This is a genomic window from Paenibacillus sp. FSL H8-0122, from assembly GCF_038005345.1.
Taxonomy (GTDB): Bacteria; Bacillota; Bacilli; order Paenibacillales; family Paenibacillaceae; genus Paenibacillus_AQ.
Genome location: NZ_JBBOTB010000001.1, coordinates 1903681 through 1924292 on the forward strand (window position 1 = coordinate 1903681; position 20612 = coordinate 1924292).

At 54.6% G+C, this 20612-nt stretch carries 23 protein-coding genes; all 23 read left to right on the forward strand.

Translation table 11 applies throughout. From position 1 onward, the window contains the following. The first annotated feature begins 53 nt into the window (after positions 1-53). A complete protein-coding gene (mtrB, locus tag NSS64_RS08200) occupies positions 54-302 on the forward strand; it encodes a trp RNA-binding attenuation protein MtrB (RefSeq protein ID WP_051478165.1) in 249 nt (82 codons plus the stop codon). A 107-nt stretch (positions 303-409) separates the two neighbouring features. Next, positions 410-949, forward strand: coding sequence for a hypothetical protein (locus tag NSS64_RS08205; RefSeq protein WP_341139805.1), 540 nt, complete (start codon positions 410-412; stop codon positions 947-949). A gap of 114 nt (positions 950-1063) precedes the next feature. After that, entirely contained in the window at positions 1064-1933 is an 870-nt protein-coding gene (locus tag NSS64_RS08210; RefSeq protein ID WP_341139806.1) for a heptaprenyl diphosphate synthase component 1, read from the forward strand. 3 nt (positions 1934-1936) lie between these two features. Beyond that, entirely contained in the window at positions 1937-2689 is a 753-nt protein-coding gene (locus tag NSS64_RS08215) for a demethylmenaquinone methyltransferase (protein ID WP_340993490.1), read from the forward strand. Next, positions 2682-3557, forward strand: a complete 876-nt coding sequence (locus NSS64_RS08220) for a UbiA-like polyprenyltransferase (protein ID WP_340939678.1) — start codon at positions 2682-2684, stop codon at positions 3555-3557. The genes NSS64_RS08215 and NSS64_RS08220 overlap by 8 nt, the downstream gene beginning before the upstream one ends. Next, a complete protein-coding gene (locus NSS64_RS08225) occupies positions 3554-4156 on the forward strand; it encodes a UbiX family flavin prenyltransferase (RefSeq protein ID WP_340993489.1) in 603 nt (200 codons plus the stop codon). Before NSS64_RS08220 ends, NSS64_RS08225 begins: the two co-directional genes overlap by 4 nt. A gap of 3 nt (positions 4157-4159) precedes the next feature. Beyond that, the gene (locus NSS64_RS08230) at positions 4160-5020 is read left to right on the forward strand and encodes a menaquinone biosynthetic enzyme MqnA/MqnD family protein (RefSeq protein ID WP_340939680.1); all 861 of its coding nucleotides are present in this window, start codon (positions 4160-4162) and stop codon (positions 5018-5020) included. Continuing rightward, the gene (locus NSS64_RS08235; RefSeq protein WP_340993487.1) at positions 5017-5985 is read left to right on the forward strand and encodes a polyprenyl synthetase family protein; all 969 of its coding nucleotides are present in this window, start codon (positions 5017-5019) and stop codon (positions 5983-5985) included. The genes NSS64_RS08230 and NSS64_RS08235 overlap by 4 nt, the downstream gene beginning before the upstream one ends. A 111-nt stretch (positions 5986-6096) precedes the next feature. After that, the gene (gene ndk, locus NSS64_RS08240) at positions 6097-6540 is read left to right on the forward strand and encodes a nucleoside-diphosphate kinase (protein ID WP_036727303.1); all 444 of its coding nucleotides are present in this window, start codon (positions 6097-6099) and stop codon (positions 6538-6540) included. Positions 6541-6567: 27 nt separating this feature from the next. Next, positions 6568-7371, forward strand: coding sequence for a CheR family methyltransferase (locus NSS64_RS08245; RefSeq protein ID WP_340939683.1), 804 nt, complete (start codon positions 6568-6570; stop codon positions 7369-7371). A gap of 108 nt (positions 7372-7479) precedes the next feature. Then, complete coding sequence (locus NSS64_RS08250; protein WP_179090429.1) at positions 7480-7656, forward strand: hypothetical protein; 177 nt, start codon at positions 7480-7482, stop codon at positions 7654-7656. Between the two features lie 182 nt (positions 7657-7838). Beyond that, the gene (gene aroC, locus NSS64_RS08255) at positions 7839-9008 is read left to right on the forward strand and encodes a chorismate synthase (RefSeq protein ID WP_076079177.1); all 1170 of its coding nucleotides are present in this window, start codon (positions 7839-7841) and stop codon (positions 9006-9008) included. Position 9009: 1 nt separating this feature from the next. Next, entirely contained in the window at positions 9010-10113 is a 1104-nt protein-coding gene (aroB, locus tag NSS64_RS08260; RefSeq protein ID WP_341139807.1) for a 3-dehydroquinate synthase, read from the forward strand. Then, positions 10107-10478, forward strand: coding sequence for a chorismate mutase (gene aroH, locus NSS64_RS08265; RefSeq protein WP_076079179.1), 372 nt, complete (start codon positions 10107-10109; stop codon positions 10476-10478). The genes aroB and aroH overlap by 7 nt, the downstream gene beginning before the upstream one ends. Positions 10479-10832: 354 nt before the next feature. Further along, positions 10833-12386, forward strand: a complete 1554-nt coding sequence (gene trpE, locus NSS64_RS08270) for an anthranilate synthase component I (RefSeq protein ID WP_340939685.1) — start codon at positions 10833-10835, stop codon at positions 12384-12386. Between the two features lie 78 nt (positions 12387-12464). Further along, positions 12465-13505 carry an anthranilate phosphoribosyltransferase gene (gene trpD, locus NSS64_RS08275; RefSeq protein ID WP_340939686.1) on the forward strand — a complete coding sequence of 347 codons (1041 nt, stop codon included), beginning with the start codon at positions 12465-12467 and terminating at the stop codon, positions 13503-13505. After that, on the forward strand, positions 13495-14325 hold the full coding sequence (trpC, locus tag NSS64_RS08280; protein WP_341139808.1) for an indole-3-glycerol phosphate synthase TrpC: 831 nt from the start codon (positions 13495-13497) through the stop codon (positions 14323-14325). The genes trpD and trpC overlap by 11 nt, the downstream gene beginning before the upstream one ends. After that, positions 14318-14998, forward strand: coding sequence for a phosphoribosylanthranilate isomerase (locus NSS64_RS08285; RefSeq protein ID WP_341139809.1), 681 nt, complete (start codon positions 14318-14320; stop codon positions 14996-14998). The genes trpC and NSS64_RS08285 overlap by 8 nt, the downstream gene beginning before the upstream one ends. After that, a complete protein-coding gene (trpB, locus tag NSS64_RS08290; protein ID WP_340939689.1) occupies positions 14995-16194 on the forward strand; it encodes a tryptophan synthase subunit beta in 1200 nt (399 codons plus the stop codon). Before NSS64_RS08285 ends, trpB begins: the two co-directional genes overlap by 4 nt. After that, a complete protein-coding gene (gene trpA, locus NSS64_RS08295) occupies positions 16191-17015 on the forward strand; it encodes a tryptophan synthase subunit alpha (RefSeq protein WP_340939691.1) in 825 nt (274 codons plus the stop codon). The genes trpB and trpA overlap by 4 nt, the downstream gene beginning before the upstream one ends. 23 nt (positions 17016-17038) lie before the next feature. Further along, positions 17039-18136 (forward strand): histidinol-phosphate transaminase, encoded by a 1098-nt coding sequence (hisC, locus tag NSS64_RS08300; RefSeq protein WP_340939692.1) that lies wholly within the window; start codon positions 17039-17041, stop codon positions 18134-18136. Positions 18137-18193: 57 nt separating this feature from the next. Continuing rightward, entirely contained in the window at positions 18194-19288 is a 1095-nt protein-coding gene (locus tag NSS64_RS08305; RefSeq protein WP_076079185.1) for a prephenate dehydrogenase, read from the forward strand. Positions 19289-19930: 642 nt separating this feature from the next. Then, positions 19931-20518, forward strand: coding sequence for an RNA polymerase sigma factor (locus NSS64_RS08310; protein ID WP_209993900.1), 588 nt, complete (start codon positions 19931-19933; stop codon positions 20516-20518). Positions 20519-20612: the final 94 nt, after the last annotated feature.

Here is a 20612-nt window from a genome sequence, read left to right on the forward strand (position 1 = left end):
CCAGGGCGGCATTTGTTTTTGAGAGAGGCTCATAAACTTTGAGGAGGATTACAATGACTGAGAAGAAGAATGAAGTGAATCCTGCACCGTCCGGCAGTGACTATATCGTAGTCAAGGCCAAGGAGAACGGTGTTCAGGTCATCGGGCTGACCAGAGGGCTGGACACACGGTTTCACCATACGGAGAAGCTGGATAAAGGCGAGGTGCTCATTGCCCAATTCACCGATCACACCTCAGCAATGAAAATCCGCGGCAAGGCTGAAATCTGGAGCAAACACGGACAATTAGAGAGTGAAAGCTGAAAAGCAGGCATAGCCTGCTTTTTTTCAAAATATAACTAGATATGGGCCGCTCTGCGGTGCCGTATAATCCTGCATAGCAGCGGAAACTATGAGTAGGGAGGCATGTTATGAACCGGAGCTGGCTGATCGGAACGGCGTTGCTGCTTAGTGCAGCTGTTACCCTGCTGCTGCCGCAACTGGCCGGCAACGTTATAACTGCCCAGAGTAAGTATAGCGCAGTACAGACGATAGGCCCGGATGGCCTGGTACTGGAGAATGACAATCTGGTAGATGCGCTCAGTGAGATTCCCTTCAGTCTGATGATTGACAAGGTAGGCTGGGAGAACGGGGTATTGTCTCTGGATCTCAAGGTGAACGGTGATGCCCACGAACCGCAGGAGCTGTACCGCAACATGGCTCTGGCTACCGGGTTCGCGATTCAGGAGACTTCGAACGTAGACCAGCTGCTGCTGCGTGTGGTGGCAGAGGATAGGTGGCTGAATACCCGCCGCCTGCTCCTTGCCGGTGATATCCGCCGCAGCGAGTGGAGCCCCCTGCTGCAGGAAGCGCTGGAGAACGCAGGCAATTCGCCTCTTCCCGATTCGCTGAAGAACGGCTTCCGCATTAGCGAAAGCGAGCTGTGGAAAAAGCAGTTCATTTATCCCTGAACCGGGTAATTGAAACTAGAAGGCTTCACCCGTGCGTGACAAAAAAACATGTGATATAATAGACAAGATTGTGAACAAAGAGTTTGACAAACGTCAATGGCTTCGGAGGCTAAAATGAAACCGTACCGCATACCGCAACTGGCTAAACCCTACACCGACTACGATATGATTCAGCGGCATACGGAACTGCCGCCGTTCTCAGACGGGCGGGGTCATTTGTTATATATTTTTCTCGGCAGAGGCCGGGGGGCAGACTTCCAGCAGGCAGAGCTGTTCACCCTGGTAACCGGACTCGTCCAGCTTGGACTGGATACCCATGAGAGCATTGACCGGAATCATGAAGAGCCCGGCGGCGATATTATGCGTACCCGCCAGCTGAAGGTTCTGGCCGGTGATTATTTCAGCAGCTGGTTCTACCATCTGCTCGCGAGACACGGTCAGATTGAAATGGTTGGCACATTGAGCGCGGCTATCGCTGATTTCAATGTGATGAAGGCCAATCTTTACGGCAAGATGAGCGGAACGCTTGTCCCGGCCGAACAATACTTGAAGCACACGGTACAGCTCAATATGCGGCTGTTTCTTTCTTTTACACCGATGATCGAAGAGTCCCTTAGAGACATCTGGCAGAAGCTGCTCGCCGAATTCAGCCAGTGTGAGACAGCAGCCCTGGAATTGCGCCGGGGGGCAGCTCCGGCAAGTGCGCTGGAGGGCTATGCTTACTGGAAGGTGATGGAGTCGGCGACCGAAGAGGAGCGTCAGCAGCTTAAGGGGCAGACTCTGGACCCCAAGGATTGGCAGAAGCTGAAGCTGAGATGCAAATGCGATACGCTGCTGACGGACAAGCTGCATAGCTCGCTTGCGTCCATTCAGTCGTTTTTGCAGGGGATCAGGGACGAGGATCTGGCGGGTCAGCTTAGAGCTGCACTGGACCGCCTGCTTCTGCAAATGAAAATTTCCGGACAAGCTGCCGTGGAGGGTTAGAGAATGACAGTAGATAAAGTTACCGTAACAGGCGGGCAGGGCGACAAGCCGAAGGAGCAATTTGTCCATTCGGTATTTGAGAGCATTGCCGGCAAGTATGATCTGATGAATGATATTCTGAGCTTCCGGCGTCATAAGGCCTGGCGGAAGTTCACCATGCGCAAGATGAACATGAAGCGCGGGGACTCGGCAGTAGACCTGTGCTGCGGTACCTGTGATTGGAGCATTGCCCTCGCGGATGCGAGCGAGACCGGAAATGTCATGGGACTGGACTTCAGCGCAGGCATGCTGGAGGTGGGACGGCGCAAGGTGGAGGCGCGCGGACTGCAGGACCGCATCTCCCTGATTCAGGGGAATGCGATGGAGCTGCCGTTCGGTGATAATTCCTTTGATTACGCCACGATTGGCTTTGGACTTCGTAATGTGCCTGATCCTGTTCAGGTGCTGGGCGAGATGAAGCGCGTGGTGAAGCCCGGCGGTATGGTGGTCTGCCTGGAGCTGTCGAAGCCGATGAAGCAGCCGTTCAAAGGTATTTATTATTTTTATTTCCAGCGTGTGCTTCCGCTGCTCGGCAGGCTGTTCGCCAAGCGGTATGAGCAATATAAATGGCTTCCTGAATCACTGGCACTCTTCCCGGACAGGAAGCAATTAGAGGAGATCTTCCGGGATACCGGACTTACAAAAGTGGAATCGTTCCCCTTGAACGGTGGCATCGCGGCGTTACATCTTGGAGTCAAGGAGAACTGTAATGTTTAAGAAAATCGGTATTTTTCTACAAATGATTAAATTTGAGCACACGGTTTTTGCTTTACCCTTTGCCTTTATGGGAGCGTTGCTTGGTTCAGTAGTTATGTTCGGTGAACTGCCCTCCTGGAGCCAGATCGGATGGGTGGTTGTTGCTATGTTCGGCGCACGCAGCGCCGCTATGGGTCTTAACCGGCTGATCGACCGGATCAGTGATGCGAAGAATCCCCGGACAGCGGGAAGAGCCATTCCGGCAGGACTGCTGAAGGTTGGAGAGGTAACGCTGTTCATCGCGTTCTCGTTCTTTTTGCTGTTCTGGGCAGCCTTCAAGCTCAATCCGTTGTCAGCGAAGCTGCTGCCGATTGCTGTTTTTTTGCTGGTCTTCTATTCCTTCACCAAACGCTTCACCTGGGCCTGTCACCTGATTCTCGGACTTACAATTGCCCTTGCGCCGCTCGGCGGGTGGGTTGCGGTTACAGGAACGGTGGATTTGACTGCTATGATCTTTTATTTCACTATCGTATTCTGGACAGCAGGCTTTGATATCATCTACTCCTGCCAGGATGTGGACTTCGACCGCAAGGAGGGGCTGTATTCGATTCCTGTGCGTTTCGGGGTGGCCCGTGCGCTGGGGATTGCCAAGGTCTTTCATCTGCTGACAGCCCTGGGCTTCATCTCTCTGCTGTTCATCACGGAACTGAGCTGGTGGTATGTGGCCGGCATGGTGATTGCTTATATTATTCTGTTCTATGAGCACTACATTGTGTCTCCGGGTGATCTAAGCAAGCTGCAGACCGCCTTCTTCACCATGAACGGTGTACTTAGCATTGTGGTCTTTTCCTTTACTCTGATTGACCTGGTGGTGCAGTTCAACAAATGACCGAACTTACGCCTAAGAACTTCGTGGTTGGCATTACCGGTGCAAGCGGGGCGATCTACGGCATCCGGCTGACAGAGACCTTGCTGTCCCTCGGTTATACAGTACATCTGGTTGTCAGTAATGCAGGCTGGCGTGTCTTCAAGGAGGAGCTGGGTTATGCCGTAACTGACCGGGAAGGACTGCTGAACGAGCAGTTCGGCAGCTATCCCGGTTCTCTTCTGTATCACCCGGTACAGGATATCGGCGCTTCGATTGCCAGCGGCTCCTTCCGGACAGAGGGGATGATTATTATGCCCTGCTCGATGGGAACACTGTCTGCTGTAGCACATGGCAGCTCGGACAATCTGATGACGCGGGCAGCGGATGTCATGCTGAAGGAAGGCCGTCCGCTCGTTCTGGTGCCCCGGGAGACACCGCTGCATGCGATTCACCTGGAGAATATGCTGAAGCTGTCGCGGATGGGCGTCAAGCTGATTCCGGCAATGCCGGCGTTCTATTACGGTCCTGCCACTATGGATGATCTGGTCAATTTCATGGTGGGCAAGGTGCTCGACAGCTTCGGGATTGAGCATACTTTATTTCGCAGATGGGGGGAATGAAGGGTGACAGACCTGAAACACACCGTCATCGGCAAAATCAGCTATACCAATTCATGGCCGGTCTATCATTATTTCGATCCCTCTTCTTTAAGCTTTCCTGCTGAAATGGTGAGTGAGGTGCCAGCTGTGCTTAACCGGGGCATGGCAGCAGGAGATATTCAAGTTGGGGCTTTATCCTCCTTTGCTTACGCAGCGGCCAGCGACCGGCTGCTGCTGCTGCCCGGTCTGTCCGTCAGCGCGGACGGTCCGGTGAGGTCGATATTTCTCTTCTCCAAAAAGCCGTTACAGCAGCTTGGCAGCGGAACGATAGCCGTGACGAATACTTCGGCTACCTCGGTCAATCTGCTGAAGATCCTGATGCACAAGGCCTTAGGCACTAGCCCGGAGTACATTAGCAGCGATCCCGATCTGAACACCATGATGCAGCAGGCGGATGCCGGGCTCCTGATCGGAGACCATGCCATCCGCGCCTCCTGGCAGGATCAGGGCTATGAAGTGACGGATCTGGGCGAGCTGTGGAAGGAATGGACGGGCCACAGTATGACCTTTGCTGTATGGGCGGTCAACCGCAGGGCTGCGGCCCGCAATCCTGAGGCCATTGCCGAGATTGCTGAAGCCTTCGAGCGGAGCAAGAGACGCGGCCTGAATGAGCTGGGACCGGTAATTCACGAAGCCTGCTGCACGATCGGGGGCACGGCCTCCTATTGGAGAGATTACTTCCGTAATTTATGTTATGACTTTGGGGAAAGGCAGCAGGAAGGTCTGAACCTCTATTTCCGCTATGCCTATGAAATGGGCCTGCTGCCGCAGGAAGTGAAGATGGAGCTTTGGAGCCACAATCTGCTGACACGGGTGAAAGAATGAAGCGACTGCAAATATTCGGCTTGCTGAACAAAGATATGGATCAGATTGAGAAAGAGCTGTACCGCAGTGTCCAGGGGGATGATGACCTGCTGAGCGAGACCTCGCTGCATCTGCTGAGAGCCGGGGGCAAGCGGCTCCGGCCGGTATTCGTTCTGATGGGCGGCAAATTCGGGACCTATGATCTCGATAAGCTGAAGCGCGTCGCGATTCCGCTGGAGCTGATTCACAGCGCCTCACTGGTCCACGATGATGTCATTGACGATGCGGAGCTCCGGCGGGGAGAGCCTACCGTCAAGGCGAAATGGGGCGACAAGATCGCCATGTACACCGGCGACTATATTTATGCCAAGGCACTCGTGATGACATCAGGACTGAAGAATCCCCTGATTCATCAGATTCTCTCCAAAGCCATGGTAGAGATGTCCATCGGAGAGATGGAGCAGATCCGCGACTTCTTCAACAGCGGACAGAGCGTGCGCCACTACCTGCGGAGAATCCGCCGGAAGACAGCGCTACTGATTGCCGTCAGCTGTCAGCTTGGCGCTCTGGCTGCAGATGCGGAGCCGGGAACGGCCAGGCTCCTCTATAATTACGGATATAACGTTGGGATGGCGTTTCAAATCCGTGATGATCTGCTCGATCTCTCCGGAACAGAGAAGCAAATTGGCAAGCCGCCCGGAAGCGACATGCGTCAGGGGAATATCACTCTGCCTGTCATCTACAGTCTGCAGGATGACCGGCTCCGCGGCCGCCTGCTGGAAGAGCTTGCAGCGATTCGTGAAGGGAACAGCGGGGTCGGCCGGGCGATCGATCTGATTCTCTCTGGCGACGGGATTTCCCGTGCGGAGGAGCTGGCCTCCCGTTATATCGCCAAGGCGCTGGATGCGCTGGAGCAGCTGCCAAGCAACCGGACCAAGCGCAATTTGCGCGATATCGCCTTTTTCGTGACCGGCCGGGCTTATTGAAAATATAAGAACTCCACTGCAAATTTACGTTCACAGATGCCGGGGTTTCTGATAATATCAGACCATAAACAGCCTATTCATTTAGAATAAGGGGAATTGGAGAGTGACTCTATGGAACAAACGTATCTGATGATCAAACCGGATGGTGTACAGCGCGGACTAATCGGACGCATCGTTGCCCGCCTGGAAGACAAGGGATTCAAGCTGGTCGCTGCCAAGCTGATTACCGTTACTGAGGAGCAGGCCAAGAAGCATTATGCGGAGCATGACGGCAAGGATTTTTTCCCGGAGCTGGTAAGCTTCATTACCTCCGGCCCTGTGTTCGCCATGGTGTGGGAAGGCGATGATGTCATCGCATTATCCCGTCTCCTGATCGGCAAAACCAAAGTCGGTGAGGCCCTGCCGGGCACCATCCGCGGGGATTATGCCAGCCATACTCCGCTTAATCTGATCCACGGATCGGATTCGCCGGACAGCGCAGCACGTGAGATCGCCAATTTCTTCGCTCCGGATGAGCTGGCACAGTATCATAAAGACATCGCGGCCTGGATGTAAGATCCGGGCAGGAGACAGGAGATTATTATGGCTGAACGTGAAGAATCCTCATTAACCCCGGACCCTGATTACACCGGATTTATTCATAATATCAAACAAAGCACAGGCATTGACCTTGCGCAGTATAAGGAAGCACAGATGAAGCGGCGGCTGACGACGCTCCGTATGAAGAACGGCTACAATACCTTTAATGAGTTCTATGCGGCAATGATGAAGGACAAGGCTCTGTTCTATGAGTTCCTGGACCGCATGACGATCAATGTCTCCGAATTCTGGCGGAATCCGAACCGCTGGGAAGTGCTGAGGGATGTGATTCTGCCGGATCTTCAGCGCTCCGGCCGCAGACTGAAGCTATGGAGTGCCGCCTGTTCCACAGGTGAAGAGCCTTATACGCTGGCGATGATTCTCTCGGACAAGAATATTCTGGCCCAGACCGGCATTCTGGCTACAGATATTGATGACGGGGCGTTGGCCAAAGCGAAGCAGGGGATCTATCTGGAGCGCTCCTTGAAGGATGTGCCCAAAGATGTGGCAGACCGGTATTTTACACCCGATGGCCCGGTCTTCAAGGTCAGTGAAGGACTGAAGAAGAATATCGATTTCCGCAAGCAGAATCTGCTGCTGGATAAATTCGACGAAGGCTTCGATCTGATTATCTGCCGCAATGTCATGATCTACTTCACCGAAGAAGCCAAGAATAAGCTGTATCACAAATTCTCGGCCAGTCTGCGTCCCGGGGGCTATCTGTTCGTGGGCAGCACGGAGCAGATATTCACACCTGCGCAGTATGGCTTCGAGTCGACCGAAACCTTCTTTTACCGGAAGAAATAGCCGTAGTCTGCTGGAGTCTCCCTTGGTGCAGGGTATACTTTAGGCGCTTTTCAGTGATACTGGGAAGTAGGAAGAAACCTAACGCCAAGTGAAAGGTCGTTAACCCAGATGGACAAAAGCAAGGTCATCACCGCCTACCGGCGGGGGTTCCTCACTGTCCGCGAATGCGGGCAGATTCTCGGCATTGAGGAGCTGCAGCTCCAGAGCCTGCTTACTGCGGAAGAGGGCAGAACCGGCGGCCGCCTTCCGGCACCAGGCAGCGACAGTCTGGAGACAGGCTCCTGAACGGGGGGCACAGCAGCGCCGCTTCTACTCGAAAGAGCAGGAGCGGCGCTTGTTTTGTTCTGCTGGACGCAGCGGGCCGGGCTATTGCTTTCTTGTCAAAGCGGAGAGCCTATACTATAATAAGCAAAGACATTTAACATTTTAGCGGTTTACAGTCCAAAAGTGTGAAGGGGGAACGCAGCATGAGTTTACGCTATTTAACAGCGGGGGAGACGCACGGCCCCCAGCTTACAGCCATTATTGAGGGATTGCCCAGTAATTTGACACTTGACTTTGAAGAGCTTAATTTCCAGCTGCACCGGAGACAGAAGGGCTACGGCCGCGGACGCCGGATGCAGATTGAGAAGGATACTGCCCAGATTGCCGGCGGTGTACGCCACGGCTATACTACCGGAGCTCCTGTAGCGCTCATTGTGGAGAACAAGGACTGGACACACTGGAAGAACATTATGAACATTGAGCCGATTCCGGGCAGTGACGAAGAGAAGCGCCGGGTGAACCGTCCGCGTCCCGGTCATGCGGACCTGAACGGCGGACTTAAGTATAACCATACCGATCTGCGTAACGTGCTGGAGCGCTCCAGCGCCCGTGAGACGGCAGCAAGAGTGGCTGTAGGCGCGGTTGCCCGTCAGCTGCTTGCAGCCTTCGGAGTGAAGATTGCCGGACAAGTCATCCGGATCGGAGAGATTGAAGCACCTGCCAACGATCTGCCTATCGATGAGCTGATTGCCCGGACTGAAGAATCCTCTGTGCGGGTAGTGGACAAGGAGACGGAGCAGAAGATGGAGGCTTACATAGACAAGATCAAGGAAGAAGGCGACTCCATCGGCGGGATTGTGGAATGTATTGTCGAAGGTCTGCCTATTGGTCTTGGCAGTTATGTACAGTCCGACCGCAAGCTGGATGGTGCCATCGCCGGAGCCGTGATGTCGATCAATGCCTTCAAGGGCGTGGAGATCGGGATCGGCTTCGAAGCCGGGAAGCTGCGCGGCTCACAGGTCCATGACGAGATTATGTATGAAGCCTCGAAAGGGTACTTCCGGGCGAGCAACCGGCTGGGCGGGTTCGAAGGCGGAATGACCAATGGAATGCCGGTGGTCGTCAGAGGGGTAATGAAGCCGATCCCGACGTTGTACAAACCGCTGCAGAGTGTGGATATCGACACGAAGGAGCCGTTCACAGCCCAGGTGGAGCGCTCAGACGCCTGTGCCGTTCCGGCAGCTTGTGTCGTACTGGAGAGTGTAGTAGCCTGGGAGATTGCCAAGGCGTTCCTGGATAAATTCGGCGGTGACTCTCTGGAAGAGATCCGCGCGAACTACAATAATTACCTGGCTCAGCTGGAGAGCTACTAAGATGCGCAGCATTACTGTTGACTTAGGGGAACGTTCTTATCCGATTTATATCGGCAGCGGTCTGCTGCAGAGTATCGGCGAACGCTGCACCGAAGCCGGATTCGCACTGCGCAGCCCGCTGCTGGTGGTCAGTGATACCGAAGTAGCGCCGCGTTATCTGGAGCAGGTGGAGACTTCCCTCCGCAGCAGCGGATATACAGTGGTCAGCCATGTCATTCAGGCGGGCGAAGCTTCGAAGTCACTGGCCGTCTATGAAGAAGTCATTTCCACAGCCATTCAAGGCGGTCTGGACCGCAACTCCGCCGTGCTGGCGCTTGGCGGGGGGGTCGTCGGCGATCTGGCCGGCTTCGTTGCTGCATCTTATATGCGGGGAATCGGGTTCATGCAGATTCCAACGACTATTCTCGCCCATGACAGCAGTGTAGGCGGCAAGGTGGCCGTTAACCATCCGATGGCCAAGAATATGCTGGGCGCCTTTTATCAGCCGTCTATGGTGTTATATGATCTGGACACCTTAGCTACGCTTCCGCCCCGGCAGGTCGCTTCAGGCCTGGCTGAGGTGGTCAAGCACGGGCTGATTCTGGACCGTGAGTTCGCTTACTGGTGCCAGGAGCATGCGGACAAGCTGCTGGCACTGGACCCCGAGGCGCTGGGATATGCGCTGGAACGCGGCTGTGCCATCAAGGCGGAGGTAATCGGCGGTGATGAACGCGAGCACGGACAGCGTGCGATTCTGAATCTGGGGCATACCATCGGACATGCCATTGAAGCTGTCGGAGGCTATGGCACCTTCCTGCATGGAGAGGCGATTGCAATCGGGATGGCCGGATCTGCTCTGCTCGCAGCGAAGCTGGGCCGGGACAGACAGATCTACGAGGACACAGTGTCCATGCTCAACGCCTTGTCGCTGCCCACCCGGCTTCCTTCGCAGTACAGCGGGGAAGAGCTGATGGAAGCGATGATGCATGACAAGAAATTCAAGGAAGGCCGAATGACTTTTATCGTGCCGGAGGCCATTGGTGATGTAAGTATCATCAGTGATGTGCAGGCAAGCGATGTCTCAGAAGTCATAGCCCAGCTTAAGAAGGAGGGGAGCCCATGGTGAACCGGGGCATACGCGGTGCAACGACCGTAACCCAGAATGAAGAGACGGAAATTTTACGTGAAACGGTGATCCTGCTGAGGGAAATTGTGGAGCGCAATGATGTGATCGCAGAGGATATCTGCAGTGTGTGGATTACGATGACCGCTGATCTGGATGCAACCTTCCCGGCACGGGCGATCCGTGAGATTGAAGGCTGGGAGATGGTTCCGCTGATGTGTTCCGTGGAGATCCCTGTGAAGGGCAGCCTGCCGAATTGCATCCGCCTGATGGTGCAGGTGAACACCGACAAATCCCAGCGCGATATCCGTCATGTGTATCTGAATGAAGCCCAGCGGCTTCGCCCGGATCTCTCACAGAGCAAGTAATAAATTATAGCCCGCGGGGTTGTCAATGACTACCGTCATCATGTATAGTGAAGTTAGCCGAGTAAAGCAGAGTTTAGAATGAGTTGAGTAGAGTATAGTTGAGCTGAGTGTAGGACCTATTGCAGAGCAGACCCTTGATTGTCAGTGTTCTTTTTTGGTATACCTGTATAGCCGTAACTTATAATGAGTTGCATCTGCGCTATCCCTGTATCCATGGAGGAATCTCTAGCATTCGATTGGGTTCATGACGGTCCGAGACGCTAATTCACATACTGACTATCAACAAACCTCTACTCCGGTAGAGGTTTTTCTGTATTTCGGACAATATCCGTTATCCCCTAGGAGGTTACCCAAGTGACGAATCCGAGCATTGAAGAAGTGGTGTCGCTGTCGCGCGAATACAATCTGATCCCGGTCGTAACAAGATTGCTGGCTGATATGGAAACGCCGATCCGGCTGTTCCAGCGGTTTGCCGAGCAGGATCGCGCATTTTTGCTGGAGAGTGTAGAGGGCGGCATTCAATGGGCGCGTTATTCTTTTATCGGCAGTGATCCGTTCCTGATGATCTCCGGCAAAAAGGGGAAGATCCAGGTGGAGGTCGGCGGCGAGAAAAAACAGCTGTCCGGCAAACCTGTCGAGGAGCTGAAAGCGCTGCTCCGTTCCTACCGCAGTCCCAAGCTGGACGGTATGCCGCCGTTTACGGGCGGAGCCATCGGATTCTTCGGCTATGATCTGCTGCAGTATTATGAGAAGCTGTCCGCACATGCGGTAGATGACCTGAATATGGATGACATCCGCTTTATGTTCTGTGACCGCATTATCGTCTTCGATCATGTGAAGCAGCAGATCCTGCTGGTGGGGAATCTTCATATTAAGGATGGCGATACGGATTCGGATATTCGGGCGAACTACGAGGAACTGAGCAACCGCTTAGTGAGTCTGGCCGAGGAGCTGCAAAAGGAAGGCCCGAAGGAGAACGTCAACCGCCGCAGTATTCCGCAGGATATCGAGCTGGGAGAGATTCACTCGAATCTCACCAAGGAGCAGTATATAAGTAACGTAGAGCAGGCCAAAGAATACATCCGTGCCGGTGATATCTTCCAGGTGGTGCTGTCACAGCGGATGCATATCGAGACCGAGGTCTCTCCGCTGCATGTGTACCGGATGCTGCGCATTCTGAACCCATCCCCTTATATGTATTATCTGAAAATGGATGAGGAGATCATCGTCGGCACCTCGCCGGAAGCGCTGGTCAAGGTGGACGGCGGACGGGTGGAGACCCGGCCGATTGCCGGAACCCGGCCGCGCGGAGCGAGCGCGGCAGAGGATCATCAGCTCGCCGCAGAGCTGCTGGAGGACGAGAAGGAACGTGCGGAGCATCTCATGCTGGTCGACCTGGGCCGCAATGATCTGGGCCGGGTCTCGAAATTCGGCAGCGTGAAATGCAATACATTTATGGAGATCGAGAAATACTCGCATGTCATGCATCTGGTCTCGAATGTGACCGGAACGCTGGCAGAGGATAAGGATTTCTTCGATGCCTTCCTCTCCTGCCTTCCGGCAGGTACGGTATCAGGAGCGCCGAAGCTGCGGGCGATGGAGATTATTGCCGAGCTGGAGCGGGAAGCCCGCGGTGCTTATGCCGGAGCGATCGGCTATCTCGGCTTCTCCGGGAATATGGATTCCTGCATCACGATCCGTACGATTATCTTCCGCAAAGGCCGCGCTTATGTGCAGGCCGGAGCAGGAATCGTCTGGGATTCTGTGCCGGAGAAGGAATATGAGGAGACAGTGAACAAGGCCAAGGGAATGCTGAAGGCAATCCGTATGGCGGAAGCGATGTTCCCCGCTGAAATGAAGGAGAAGCAGGTCATCAACCAGGATTATATGTATGAATATACCCCGTGAACCGGGAATTAGCAGAGACGAGATCAGAAGAGCAGAGAATGCTCCATAAAACTTAAAAATTTTAGGAGGACATGAACTATGGACGCAAGCCAGTTACTACAATCAGGAATTGCCGGTTTAATCGAGGGAAAGGATCTTACCCGTACGCAGGCCCGCGAGATTATGGGCACGATTATGGAAGGTGCAGCTTCACCCGCGCAGATCGGATCGCTGTTGACCGCGCTGCGGATCAAAGGCGAGACCGTTGAAGAAATCACCGGCTTCGCAGAGGCGATGCGCGGTTTCGGCACACAGGTGCTTACCGAGCGGAGCCAGCTGCTGGATACCTGCGGCACGGGCGGCTCCGGTATTCATAAATTCAATATCTCCACAGCTTCGGCGATCATCTCTTCTGCTGCTTCTGTGAGAGTAGCGAAGCACGGCAACCGTTCGGCGTCCGGCAGAGCGGGCAGTGCAGATGTGCTGGAGGCGCTCGGCGTCAATATTCATCTGAATGCAGAGCAGGCGCGGCAATGTCTGGACAGTATCGGCATCTGCTTCCTGTTCGCTCAAATCTATCATCCGTCCATGAAGCACGCAGCTGCTCCCCGCCGTGAGCTGGGGGTACGGACCGTATTCAATATGCTCGGCCCGCTGACCAATCCGGCAGGCGCGGACCGGCAGCTTATGGGTATCTATGACCTTAATAAGACAGAGATTGTCGCTAAGGTTCTGGGTGAGCTCGGCTCCAAGCGGGCGATGATTGTCAGCAGTCTGGACGGCCTGGATGAGATCAGCATCTCGGCACCGACGCAGGTCTCCGAGCTGAAGCAGGGCGTAGTCACCACCTACGAAATTACACCGCAGGAGCTTGGCCTCAGCCAGCATCCGTTGGAGGATGTCATGGGCGGCGATGCCGCAGAGAATGCGGCGATTATCACTACAGTGCTGGAGGGGAATATCAACCCGTACCGTGATATCGTACTGGCGAATGCCGGGGCCTGCATCTATGTCGCCGGTCTTGCGGATACACTAAAGGAAGGCGTGGACCGTGCCAGAGAGGTTGTGGATTCAGGGGCGGCCCTGCGCAAGCTGGAACAGTTAAAAGCGATGACAAAGGAGCTTGATTATGTATCTTGACCGGATTGTTGCCACGAAAGTGAAAGAGGTAGAAGCGTTAAGCCAGCAATTCTCGCTCGCCGCGGCGGAGCGCTCCATTGCCGCATTGCCTGTTACCAGAGGCTTCCGCAGCGCTCTGACTGAACGCCGGAACCGGGAGATGGGGCTGATCGCCGAGGTGAAGAAGGCCTCGCCGTCCAAGGGGCTGATCCGGGCCGATTTTGATCCGGTGACGATTGCCCGGGGCTATGAAGCGGCAGGCGCTGATTGCCTGTCCGTGCTGACGGACAAGGATTATTTTCAGGGCAGCGGTGTGTATCTGCAGCAGGTAAGAGAGGCGGTGCAGCTTCCGCTGCTGCGCAAGGACTTCATCATCGATGAGAAGCAGATCTATGAGGCCCGCCTGCTTGGCGCGGATGCGATTCTGCTGATTGCGGCCATTCTGACCCCGCAACAGCTCGCCGGGTTCACCGACTCCGCTGCCGCGCTTGGACTCGATATCCTGATTGAGGTCCATGACCGCACTGAACTGGAGACGGTATTGTCTACGGGTAAGGCTGAACATCCCGGGGTTCTGCTGGGCATCAATAACCGGAATCTCAAGACGTTCGAAACCTCACTCTCCGCTACGGAGGAGCTGGCAGCCTTGCTGCCCGCCGGTCTTCCGGTAATCAGCGAGAGCGGGATTACCGGTCCGGAGGATATTGCGTATCTCCGCAAGACCCGGGCAACCGGTGTGCTGGTCGGAGAATACCTGATGCGCCAGCCGGATGTAGAGCAGGCGGTCCATCAGCTGCTCGGTCCGCTTCCTGCCGGGAAGGACCGTGTGCAACGTGACTGAAACTCTCGTAAAAATCTGTGGACTTCAGGGCGTTGAAGTGCTAAAATCTATGAATAGTTTGCCGCTCGATTACGTGGGCCTGGTGTTTGCGCCCAGCCGCCGCAGGGTTACTGCTGATGTGGCTGCGGAGCTGATTGCAGAGCTGGGCAACTGGAAGTCTGAGCCTGCACCCCGCCCGGTGGGCGTATTCGTTAACCCCGGCCTGTCCGAGCTGGCAGAGCTGCTGAGAACTGTACCGCTGGATGTTGTGCAGCTTCATGGACAAGAGAGCCCGCAGTTCTGCGCGGAGGTCAAGGAGGCTTTTCCCCAGGTTAAGGTCTGGAAGGCCCTTTCGGTTGCCGGACGTGATCCTGATGCAGGGGATGAGGTTCAAGCTCTGCTTGACAGCTATGCGGGCACCATTGATGCGCTGCTGCTGGATACCTATGACCCGCAGGAGCGCGGCGGTACCGGCCATACATTTGATTGGGAGCAGATTCCCTTATACCAGCAAGCGGCGGCGAAGCATGCGCTGCCTTTATTTATAGCCGGAGGCTTGCATCCGGACAATGTGAACGAGCTGCTGGACGGCTATGCCCCTTATGGCGTGGATGTCTCCAGCGGAGTAGAGAGTAACGGCAGTAAGGACATTGCCAAAATGACAGCTTTCGTAGAAAGGGTGAAGCAATCATGATACAAGTACCGGACAAAAATGGACGTTTTGGTTCTTTTGGAGGCCGCTTCGTTCCTGAGACCTTGATGACTGCACTGATTGAGCTGGAAGAGGCTTACAATAAATTCTCGGCAGACCCGGCCTTTCAGAAGGAAATCGATTATCTGCTCAAGCAGTATTCGGGCCGCGAGACCCCGCTGTATTATGCAGAGCGTCTAAGTAAGGAGCTTGGCGAGGCCAAGATCTATCTGAAGCGGGAGGACCTCAATCATACCGGCGCCCACAAGATCAACAACGCTATCGGACAAGGCATCCTGGCCAAAATGATGGGTAAAACCAAGGTGATTGCCGAAACCGGCGCAGGCCAGCACGGAGTAGCGACAGCTACGGTAGCCGCCTTGCTCGGTATGGAATGCAAGGTGTTCATGGGTGAAGAGGATACCCGCCGCCAGGCGCTGAATGTCTTCCGCATGAAGCTGCTCGGGGCAGAGGTTATTCCGGTGACCTCCGGCTCCAGAACGCTGAAGGATGCCGGGAATGAGGCGCTCCGCTACTGGGTGAGCAATGTGGAAGATACGTTCTACGTGCTTGGCTCTGCGGTAGGCCCCCATCCGTATCCGATGATGGTCCGCAACTTCCAGCGGATTATCGGGGATGAGACCCGCCGCCAGATTCTGGAGGCGGAAGGGCGTCTGCCGGATTTGCTGGTTGCCGCAGTAGGCGGAGGCAGCAATGCTATCGGCATGTTCTATCCGTTCATGGAGGATGAGCAGGTGGCGATGATTGGTGTTGAAGCTGCCGGTAAAGGCGTAGACACTCCGTTCCATGCCGCAACCATGAGCAAGGGAAGTCATGGCGTGTTCCAGGGCTCGCTGAGCTATCTGCTGCAGGATGAGCATGGACAGGTCATCGAGGCCCATTCCATCTCGGCCGGACTCGATTATCCGGGCGTGGGGCCAGAGCATTCCTATCTCAAGGACATTCACCGTGCCCAGTATGTGCCGGTGACCGATGCGGAAGCGCTGGATGCGCTGAAGCTGCTCTGCGTGACGGAAGGGATTATTCCCGCTCTGGAATCAGCTCATGCCATTGCCCATGTGGTGAAGCTCGGCAAGACGCTGACCAAGGATGATATTGTGGTGATCTGCCTGTCGGGCCGCGGCGACAAAGATGTGGAATCCATTATGGCTTATACGGAAGGGGCGGAGCAGCAATGACAACTGAAACGACAAACCGGATGGACCTGACGTTTAACCGGCTGAAGGCGGAAGGACGTACCGCCCTTATTCCGTTCCTTACCGTAGGCGATCCTGATCTCGAGACTACGCTTGATATTATTGCCGAGCTGGAGGCAGCCGGAGCGGATATCCTGGAGCTTGGCGTTCCTTACTCCGATCCGCTGGCCGATGGTCCGGTCATCCAGCGGGCGTCCGCAAGAGCGCTGCGCAGCAAGGTTCATCTCCGCACCTGCATGGAGACGGCGCTGAAAGCACGGCAGGCAGGCAGCGGGCTGCCGTTCATCCTGTTCACGTATTATAATCCGGTGCTGCAGATGGGGCTGGATACGTTTTTTGCGCAGTTGAATGCCCATGAGATCAGCGGGCTGATCATCCCTGACGTGCCGGTGGAGGAATCGGAGGACCTGCGTGCACGCAGCCGTGCCGCCGGAGTGAATCTCATTCCGCTCGTAGCCCCGACCTCCAGCGAACGGATTGCCCGGATCGTATCCGGCGCCAGCGGCTTTGTCTATTGCGTATCCTCGCTCGGTGTAACCGGGGAACGCTCAAGCTTCCACAGCGGAGTAGATGAGTTCATTGCGTCCGTGCGCCGGTCTACGGACCTGCCTGTCGCTGTAGGATTCGGGATCTCCACTGGAGAACAGGTATCCCGTTTTGCCAAGATCTGTGATGGTGTAGTAGTCGGTAGCGCCATTGTCCGCAAGGTGGAGGAGGTTATTCCCCTGCTGTCCCAGCCGCAGACGAGAAGCGCCGGACTGTTGCAAATTCGTGAATTTGTGGCACAATTAAGACCTAATTAATATTTGGAGAGCGAGGATCACCCATGAATCCAAAACCGAATATCGTTGACCTTCCTGTCTACAAGCCGGGGAAGCCGATTGAAGAAGTCAAGAAGGAGCTGGGCTTAAGCGAAGTCATTAAGCTGGCATCCAACGAGAACCCTTACGGGGCTGCACCAAGTGCGAAGGCCGCTATTGTAGCGGAGCTGGATAATCTCTTTTTATACCCGGACGGCTCTGCCGCTGAGCTGACGGCGACGCTGGCTAAGCATCTGGGCGTGGCGGGTGAGCGTATTATTTTCGGATGCGGATCTGACGAGATTATTGCGCTGATTGCTCGTGCCTTCTTCCTGCCCGGTGACGAGACAATTATGGCCGATCAGACCTTCTCCGTATATAAGAGCAATGCGGATATCGAAGGGGCTGTGACTATAGAAGTCCCGCTTAAGGACGGAACGCATGATCTGGATGCGATGCTGGCGAAGATTACCGGCCGGACCAAGATCGTCTGGATCTGTAATCCCAACAATCCAACCGGTACCATTGTGCCCGAGGACGCGCTGATTTCGTTCCTGGATGCAGTACCTGCCGGCGTGATGGTAGTCCTGGATGAAGCCTATTACGAATATGTAACGGATCTCAGCTACACCGACGGCATTAAGCTGATCGACAAATATCCTAATCTGGTAGTCCTTCGTACCTTCTCCAAGATCTATGGTCTTGCGGCGCTCCGTATCGGCTATGGGGTGGCCAGCAGCCAGGTAATCTCCCTGATTAATCAGGTGCGCGAGCCGTTCAATACGACCCGCCTGGCTCAGGTGGCGGCGGTGGCGGCACTCTCCGATCAGGAATATGTGCAGCAGTGCCGTGCGCTTAACAGTGCAGGGATTGTGCAGCTTGAGGCGGAATTCGCGCGTCTCGGGCTTACGTCGTTCCCGGCTCACGGGAATTTCATTATGGTGGATGTACGCAAGCCGGCTGCTGAAGTCTTCGATACGCTGCTGCGTCAAGGAATCATCGTCAGAACAGGCTTCCACCGGTATCCGACCTACCTGCGGGTGACCATCGGCTCCGCCGAGCAGAACACAGCCTTCGTAGCTGCCCTGGAGCAGGCGCTGAAGGAGCAGGAAGTTCGCGCATAACGTGAGGGCTCAGAAGCTGGATTGACGATACCACAGAAGGCAGGTAGTACTAAGAACATGACGACAAAAATAGCAATTTTCGGTGTCGGCCTGATCGGCGGCTCACTGGCCCTATGCTTCAAAGGCAAGGAGGGTCTGACCGTTGTAGGCCATGCCCACCGCCCTGAATCTGCTGCCAAATATGTGAGCAGAGGTGTGGTTGATCAGGCTACATTATCACTTGAGGAAGCTGCACTGGATGCGGATTATATTTTTCTGTGTGTGCCGGTAGGCATGCTTGAGGACTATCTTCAGCGGTTAAGCAAGCTGCCGCTGAAGCCGGGCTGCATCATTACGGATGTCGGCAGCACCAAGGCCAGCATCGCGGAGTGTGCCCTTACACTGGATATTCCCGGTGTACATTTCATCGGAGGCCATCCCATGGCCGGATCGGAGCGCTCGGGAGTAGAAGCTGCCTCCTCCTTACTGTTCGAGAATGCGTACTACGTGCTTACGCCCCCGCCGGGTGTACCTGAAGCGGCATATCAGGCACTGGAGTCGCTCTTGCTGCATACGAGAGCGCAGATTGTCCGGCTTGATCCGGAGCGTCACGATGAGATTGTTGGAGCGATCAGCCATCTGCCGCATATTATTGCGGTAGCCCTGGTGAATCAGATTCATGCCTACGATCATTCGGACTCCTTGTACAGCACGCTGGCTGCGGGGGGCTTCCGTGATATTACCCGCATTGCCTCGAGCGATCCGATCATCTGGCGCGATATTCTGCTCAATAACCGCTCTGTGATGCTCCGGCTGCTGAAGGATTGGAACGATGAGGTGTCCTCATTCATCCATCTGCTGGAGAGCGGGGATGGCGCAGGGATCGAGTCGGCCTTCCAGGAGGCGAATCAATTCCGCAGCCAGCTTCCTGAGCGGCGGAAGGGAATGATCACTCCGCTGTTCGATCTGCATATTGATGTTCCCGATCACCCCGGCATTATCGGCCGGATTGCTACGGAGCTGGGCGACCAGGGCATCAACCTTAGCAACGTGCAGATTATTGAGAGCCGCGAGGATGTTCCCGGGATCATGCGCTTGTCCTTCCGCCAGGAGAACGATATGGAGCGGGCCAGAATTCTGCTGCAGGAGAATGATTATACCGTATATATGTAAAAGTAGAGCCGGGGCCGGATGCCTCGGCTCTTATTTATTTAATAGAGCAAATCCAACTGCTATCAGACGGTGCCCCGGCTCCGGAAGTATAATACAAGCGGCCAGTAAATACCCAAATGTTCGTAAAAATGGACAAAAAAAAGACCGCTTACATAATAAGCGGTTACAGTTCACAATTTCTTGGAACCGTGTAGTGTTTGGATAGGAGTGGAGAGAAACCATACTGTACTTTTATTATATGTATCCGTTTACATATTGTCAACACTTTATTTAAAGAAAAAAAGACCGCTTTCATCGGACTGTCTGCGCATCTCTCAAAGTCTATTAATTTCCTCCCGTTAGAAACTATGCTATACTGGGTTAAGTATGTTTATAGATTCCTTCCAAGTATAGGTAACCGCTTGCTGAACAAGTGGAGACGGGCTGTGTTGTCCTGTAAGGAGAATGCTGCCATTCTTCTGTCCAGAAAAGGAATTGAAGGTTGGAAGCCTTAAATAACGGTAAGTTGAATATACATAGGAAGATTGGATTTTTGTGCTGCAAAAAATGAAGGTATGCCGCAACTTTTTGTTACCTGCCCGGTATAAGTAGATACGGACCGGACGGGATTACACGTGCAAGGGCGAGGAGGGCCGACTCACCATGACGGATTCCCAGTTGATCCAGCTAATCAAGCAAGGCGATACAGAATTATATTCGGAACTCATGCGACGATATCAACGCAAGATATTGGCTTTTGTGTACCACATGCTGAAGAACTCCCATATGGAGCTGATTGCCGAAGACCTCTGTTCAGAGACCTTCTACAAAGCCTTCCGGAGTCTTCATTCCTTCCGGGAAGTGGATGCTTCTTTCTCCACATGGCTGTACACCATTGCCCGCAATACAGTGCTCAGTGAGCTTCGCAAGAACCGTGCCGGGAATGTGTCGCTTGAAGAGAGCGGTTATACACCTGTGGCACCGCTTGATGTTGCCCCGGAACAGGCAGCATTGCGCAAGGAACGGATGGAGCTCGTCCGCGAAGCGATTAACAATCTCCCGGAGAAGCAGCGCTCCGCGCTGATTTTGCGTGAATATGATCAGATGGATTACCAGGAAATTGCCGTGATTCTGGATCAGAGCGTCAGCTCAGTGAAGTCACTGCTGTTCCGGGCAAGGAGCAGTGTGAAGCTCCAGCTCGAATCCTATTTCTATGAGCCTGACGTTGAAGAGCAGGCTGAGAGGGTGTAAGGCCTATGAATTGCAGGGAAGCGCAGGATTCCATTCCACACTTGTGGGACGCTCCCCCCACAGATCCCAGGCGGATTAGACTGGAGAGACATAT

Excerpts from the sequence above, each read along its gene's own strand:
- NSS64_RS08245 (WP_340939683.1), top strand. The coding sequence starts at position 6,568 with ATGGCTGAACGTGAAGAATCCTCATTAACCCCGGACCCTGATTACACC.
- NSS64_RS08225 (WP_340993489.1), top strand. The coding sequence starts at position 3,554 with ATGACCGAACTTACGCCTAAGAACTTCGTGGTTGGCATTACCGGTGCA.
- aroH (WP_076079179.1), top strand. The coding sequence starts at position 10,107 with ATGGTGAACCGGGGCATACGCGGTGCAACGACCGTAACCCAGAATGAA.
- aroC (WP_076079177.1), top strand. The coding sequence starts at position 7,839 with ATGAGTTTACGCTATTTAACAGCGGGGGAGACGCACGGCCCCCAGCTT.
- hisC (WP_340939692.1), top strand. The coding sequence starts at position 17,039 with ATGAATCCAAAACCGAATATCGTTGACCTTCCTGTCTACAAGCCGGGG.
- NSS64_RS08205 (WP_341139805.1), top strand. The coding sequence starts at position 410 with ATGAACCGGAGCTGGCTGATCGGAACGGCGTTGCTGCTTAGTGCAGCT.
- ndk (WP_036727303.1), top strand. The coding sequence starts at position 6,097 with ATGGAACAAACGTATCTGATGATCAAACCGGATGGTGTACAGCGCGGA.
- NSS64_RS08235 (WP_340993487.1), top strand. The coding sequence starts at position 5,017 with ATGAAGCGACTGCAAATATTCGGCTTGCTGAACAAAGATATGGATCAG.
- NSS64_RS08310 (WP_209993900.1), top strand. The coding sequence starts at position 19,931 with ATGACGGATTCCCAGTTGATCCAGCTAATCAAGCAAGGCGATACAGAA.
- trpD (WP_340939686.1), top strand. The coding sequence starts at position 12,465 with ATGGACGCAAGCCAGTTACTACAATCAGGAATTGCCGGTTTAATCGAG.
- aroB (WP_341139807.1), top strand. The coding sequence starts at position 9,010 with ATGCGCAGCATTACTGTTGACTTAGGGGAACGTTCTTATCCGATTTAT.
- NSS64_RS08305 (WP_076079185.1), top strand. The coding sequence starts at position 18,194 with ATGACGACAAAAATAGCAATTTTCGGTGTCGGCCTGATCGGCGGCTCA.
- NSS64_RS08215 (WP_340993490.1), top strand. The coding sequence starts at position 1,937 with ATGACAGTAGATAAAGTTACCGTAACAGGCGGGCAGGGCGACAAGCCG.
- NSS64_RS08250 (WP_179090429.1), top strand. The coding sequence starts at position 7,480 with ATGGACAAAAGCAAGGTCATCACCGCCTACCGGCGGGGGTTCCTCACT.
- NSS64_RS08220 (WP_340939678.1), top strand. The coding sequence starts at position 2,682 with ATGTTTAAGAAAATCGGTATTTTTCTACAAATGATTAAATTTGAGCAC.
- NSS64_RS08210 (WP_341139806.1), top strand. The coding sequence starts at position 1,064 with ATGAAACCGTACCGCATACCGCAACTGGCTAAACCCTACACCGACTAC.
- mtrB (WP_051478165.1), top strand. The coding sequence starts at position 54 with ATGACTGAGAAGAAGAATGAAGTGAATCCTGCACCGTCCGGCAGTGAC.
- trpC (WP_341139808.1), top strand. The coding sequence starts at position 13,495 with ATGTATCTTGACCGGATTGTTGCCACGAAAGTGAAAGAGGTAGAAGCG.
- trpB (WP_340939689.1), top strand. The coding sequence starts at position 14,995 with ATGATACAAGTACCGGACAAAAATGGACGTTTTGGTTCTTTTGGAGGC.
- trpA (WP_340939691.1), top strand. The coding sequence starts at position 16,191 with ATGACAACTGAAACGACAAACCGGATGGACCTGACGTTTAACCGGCTG.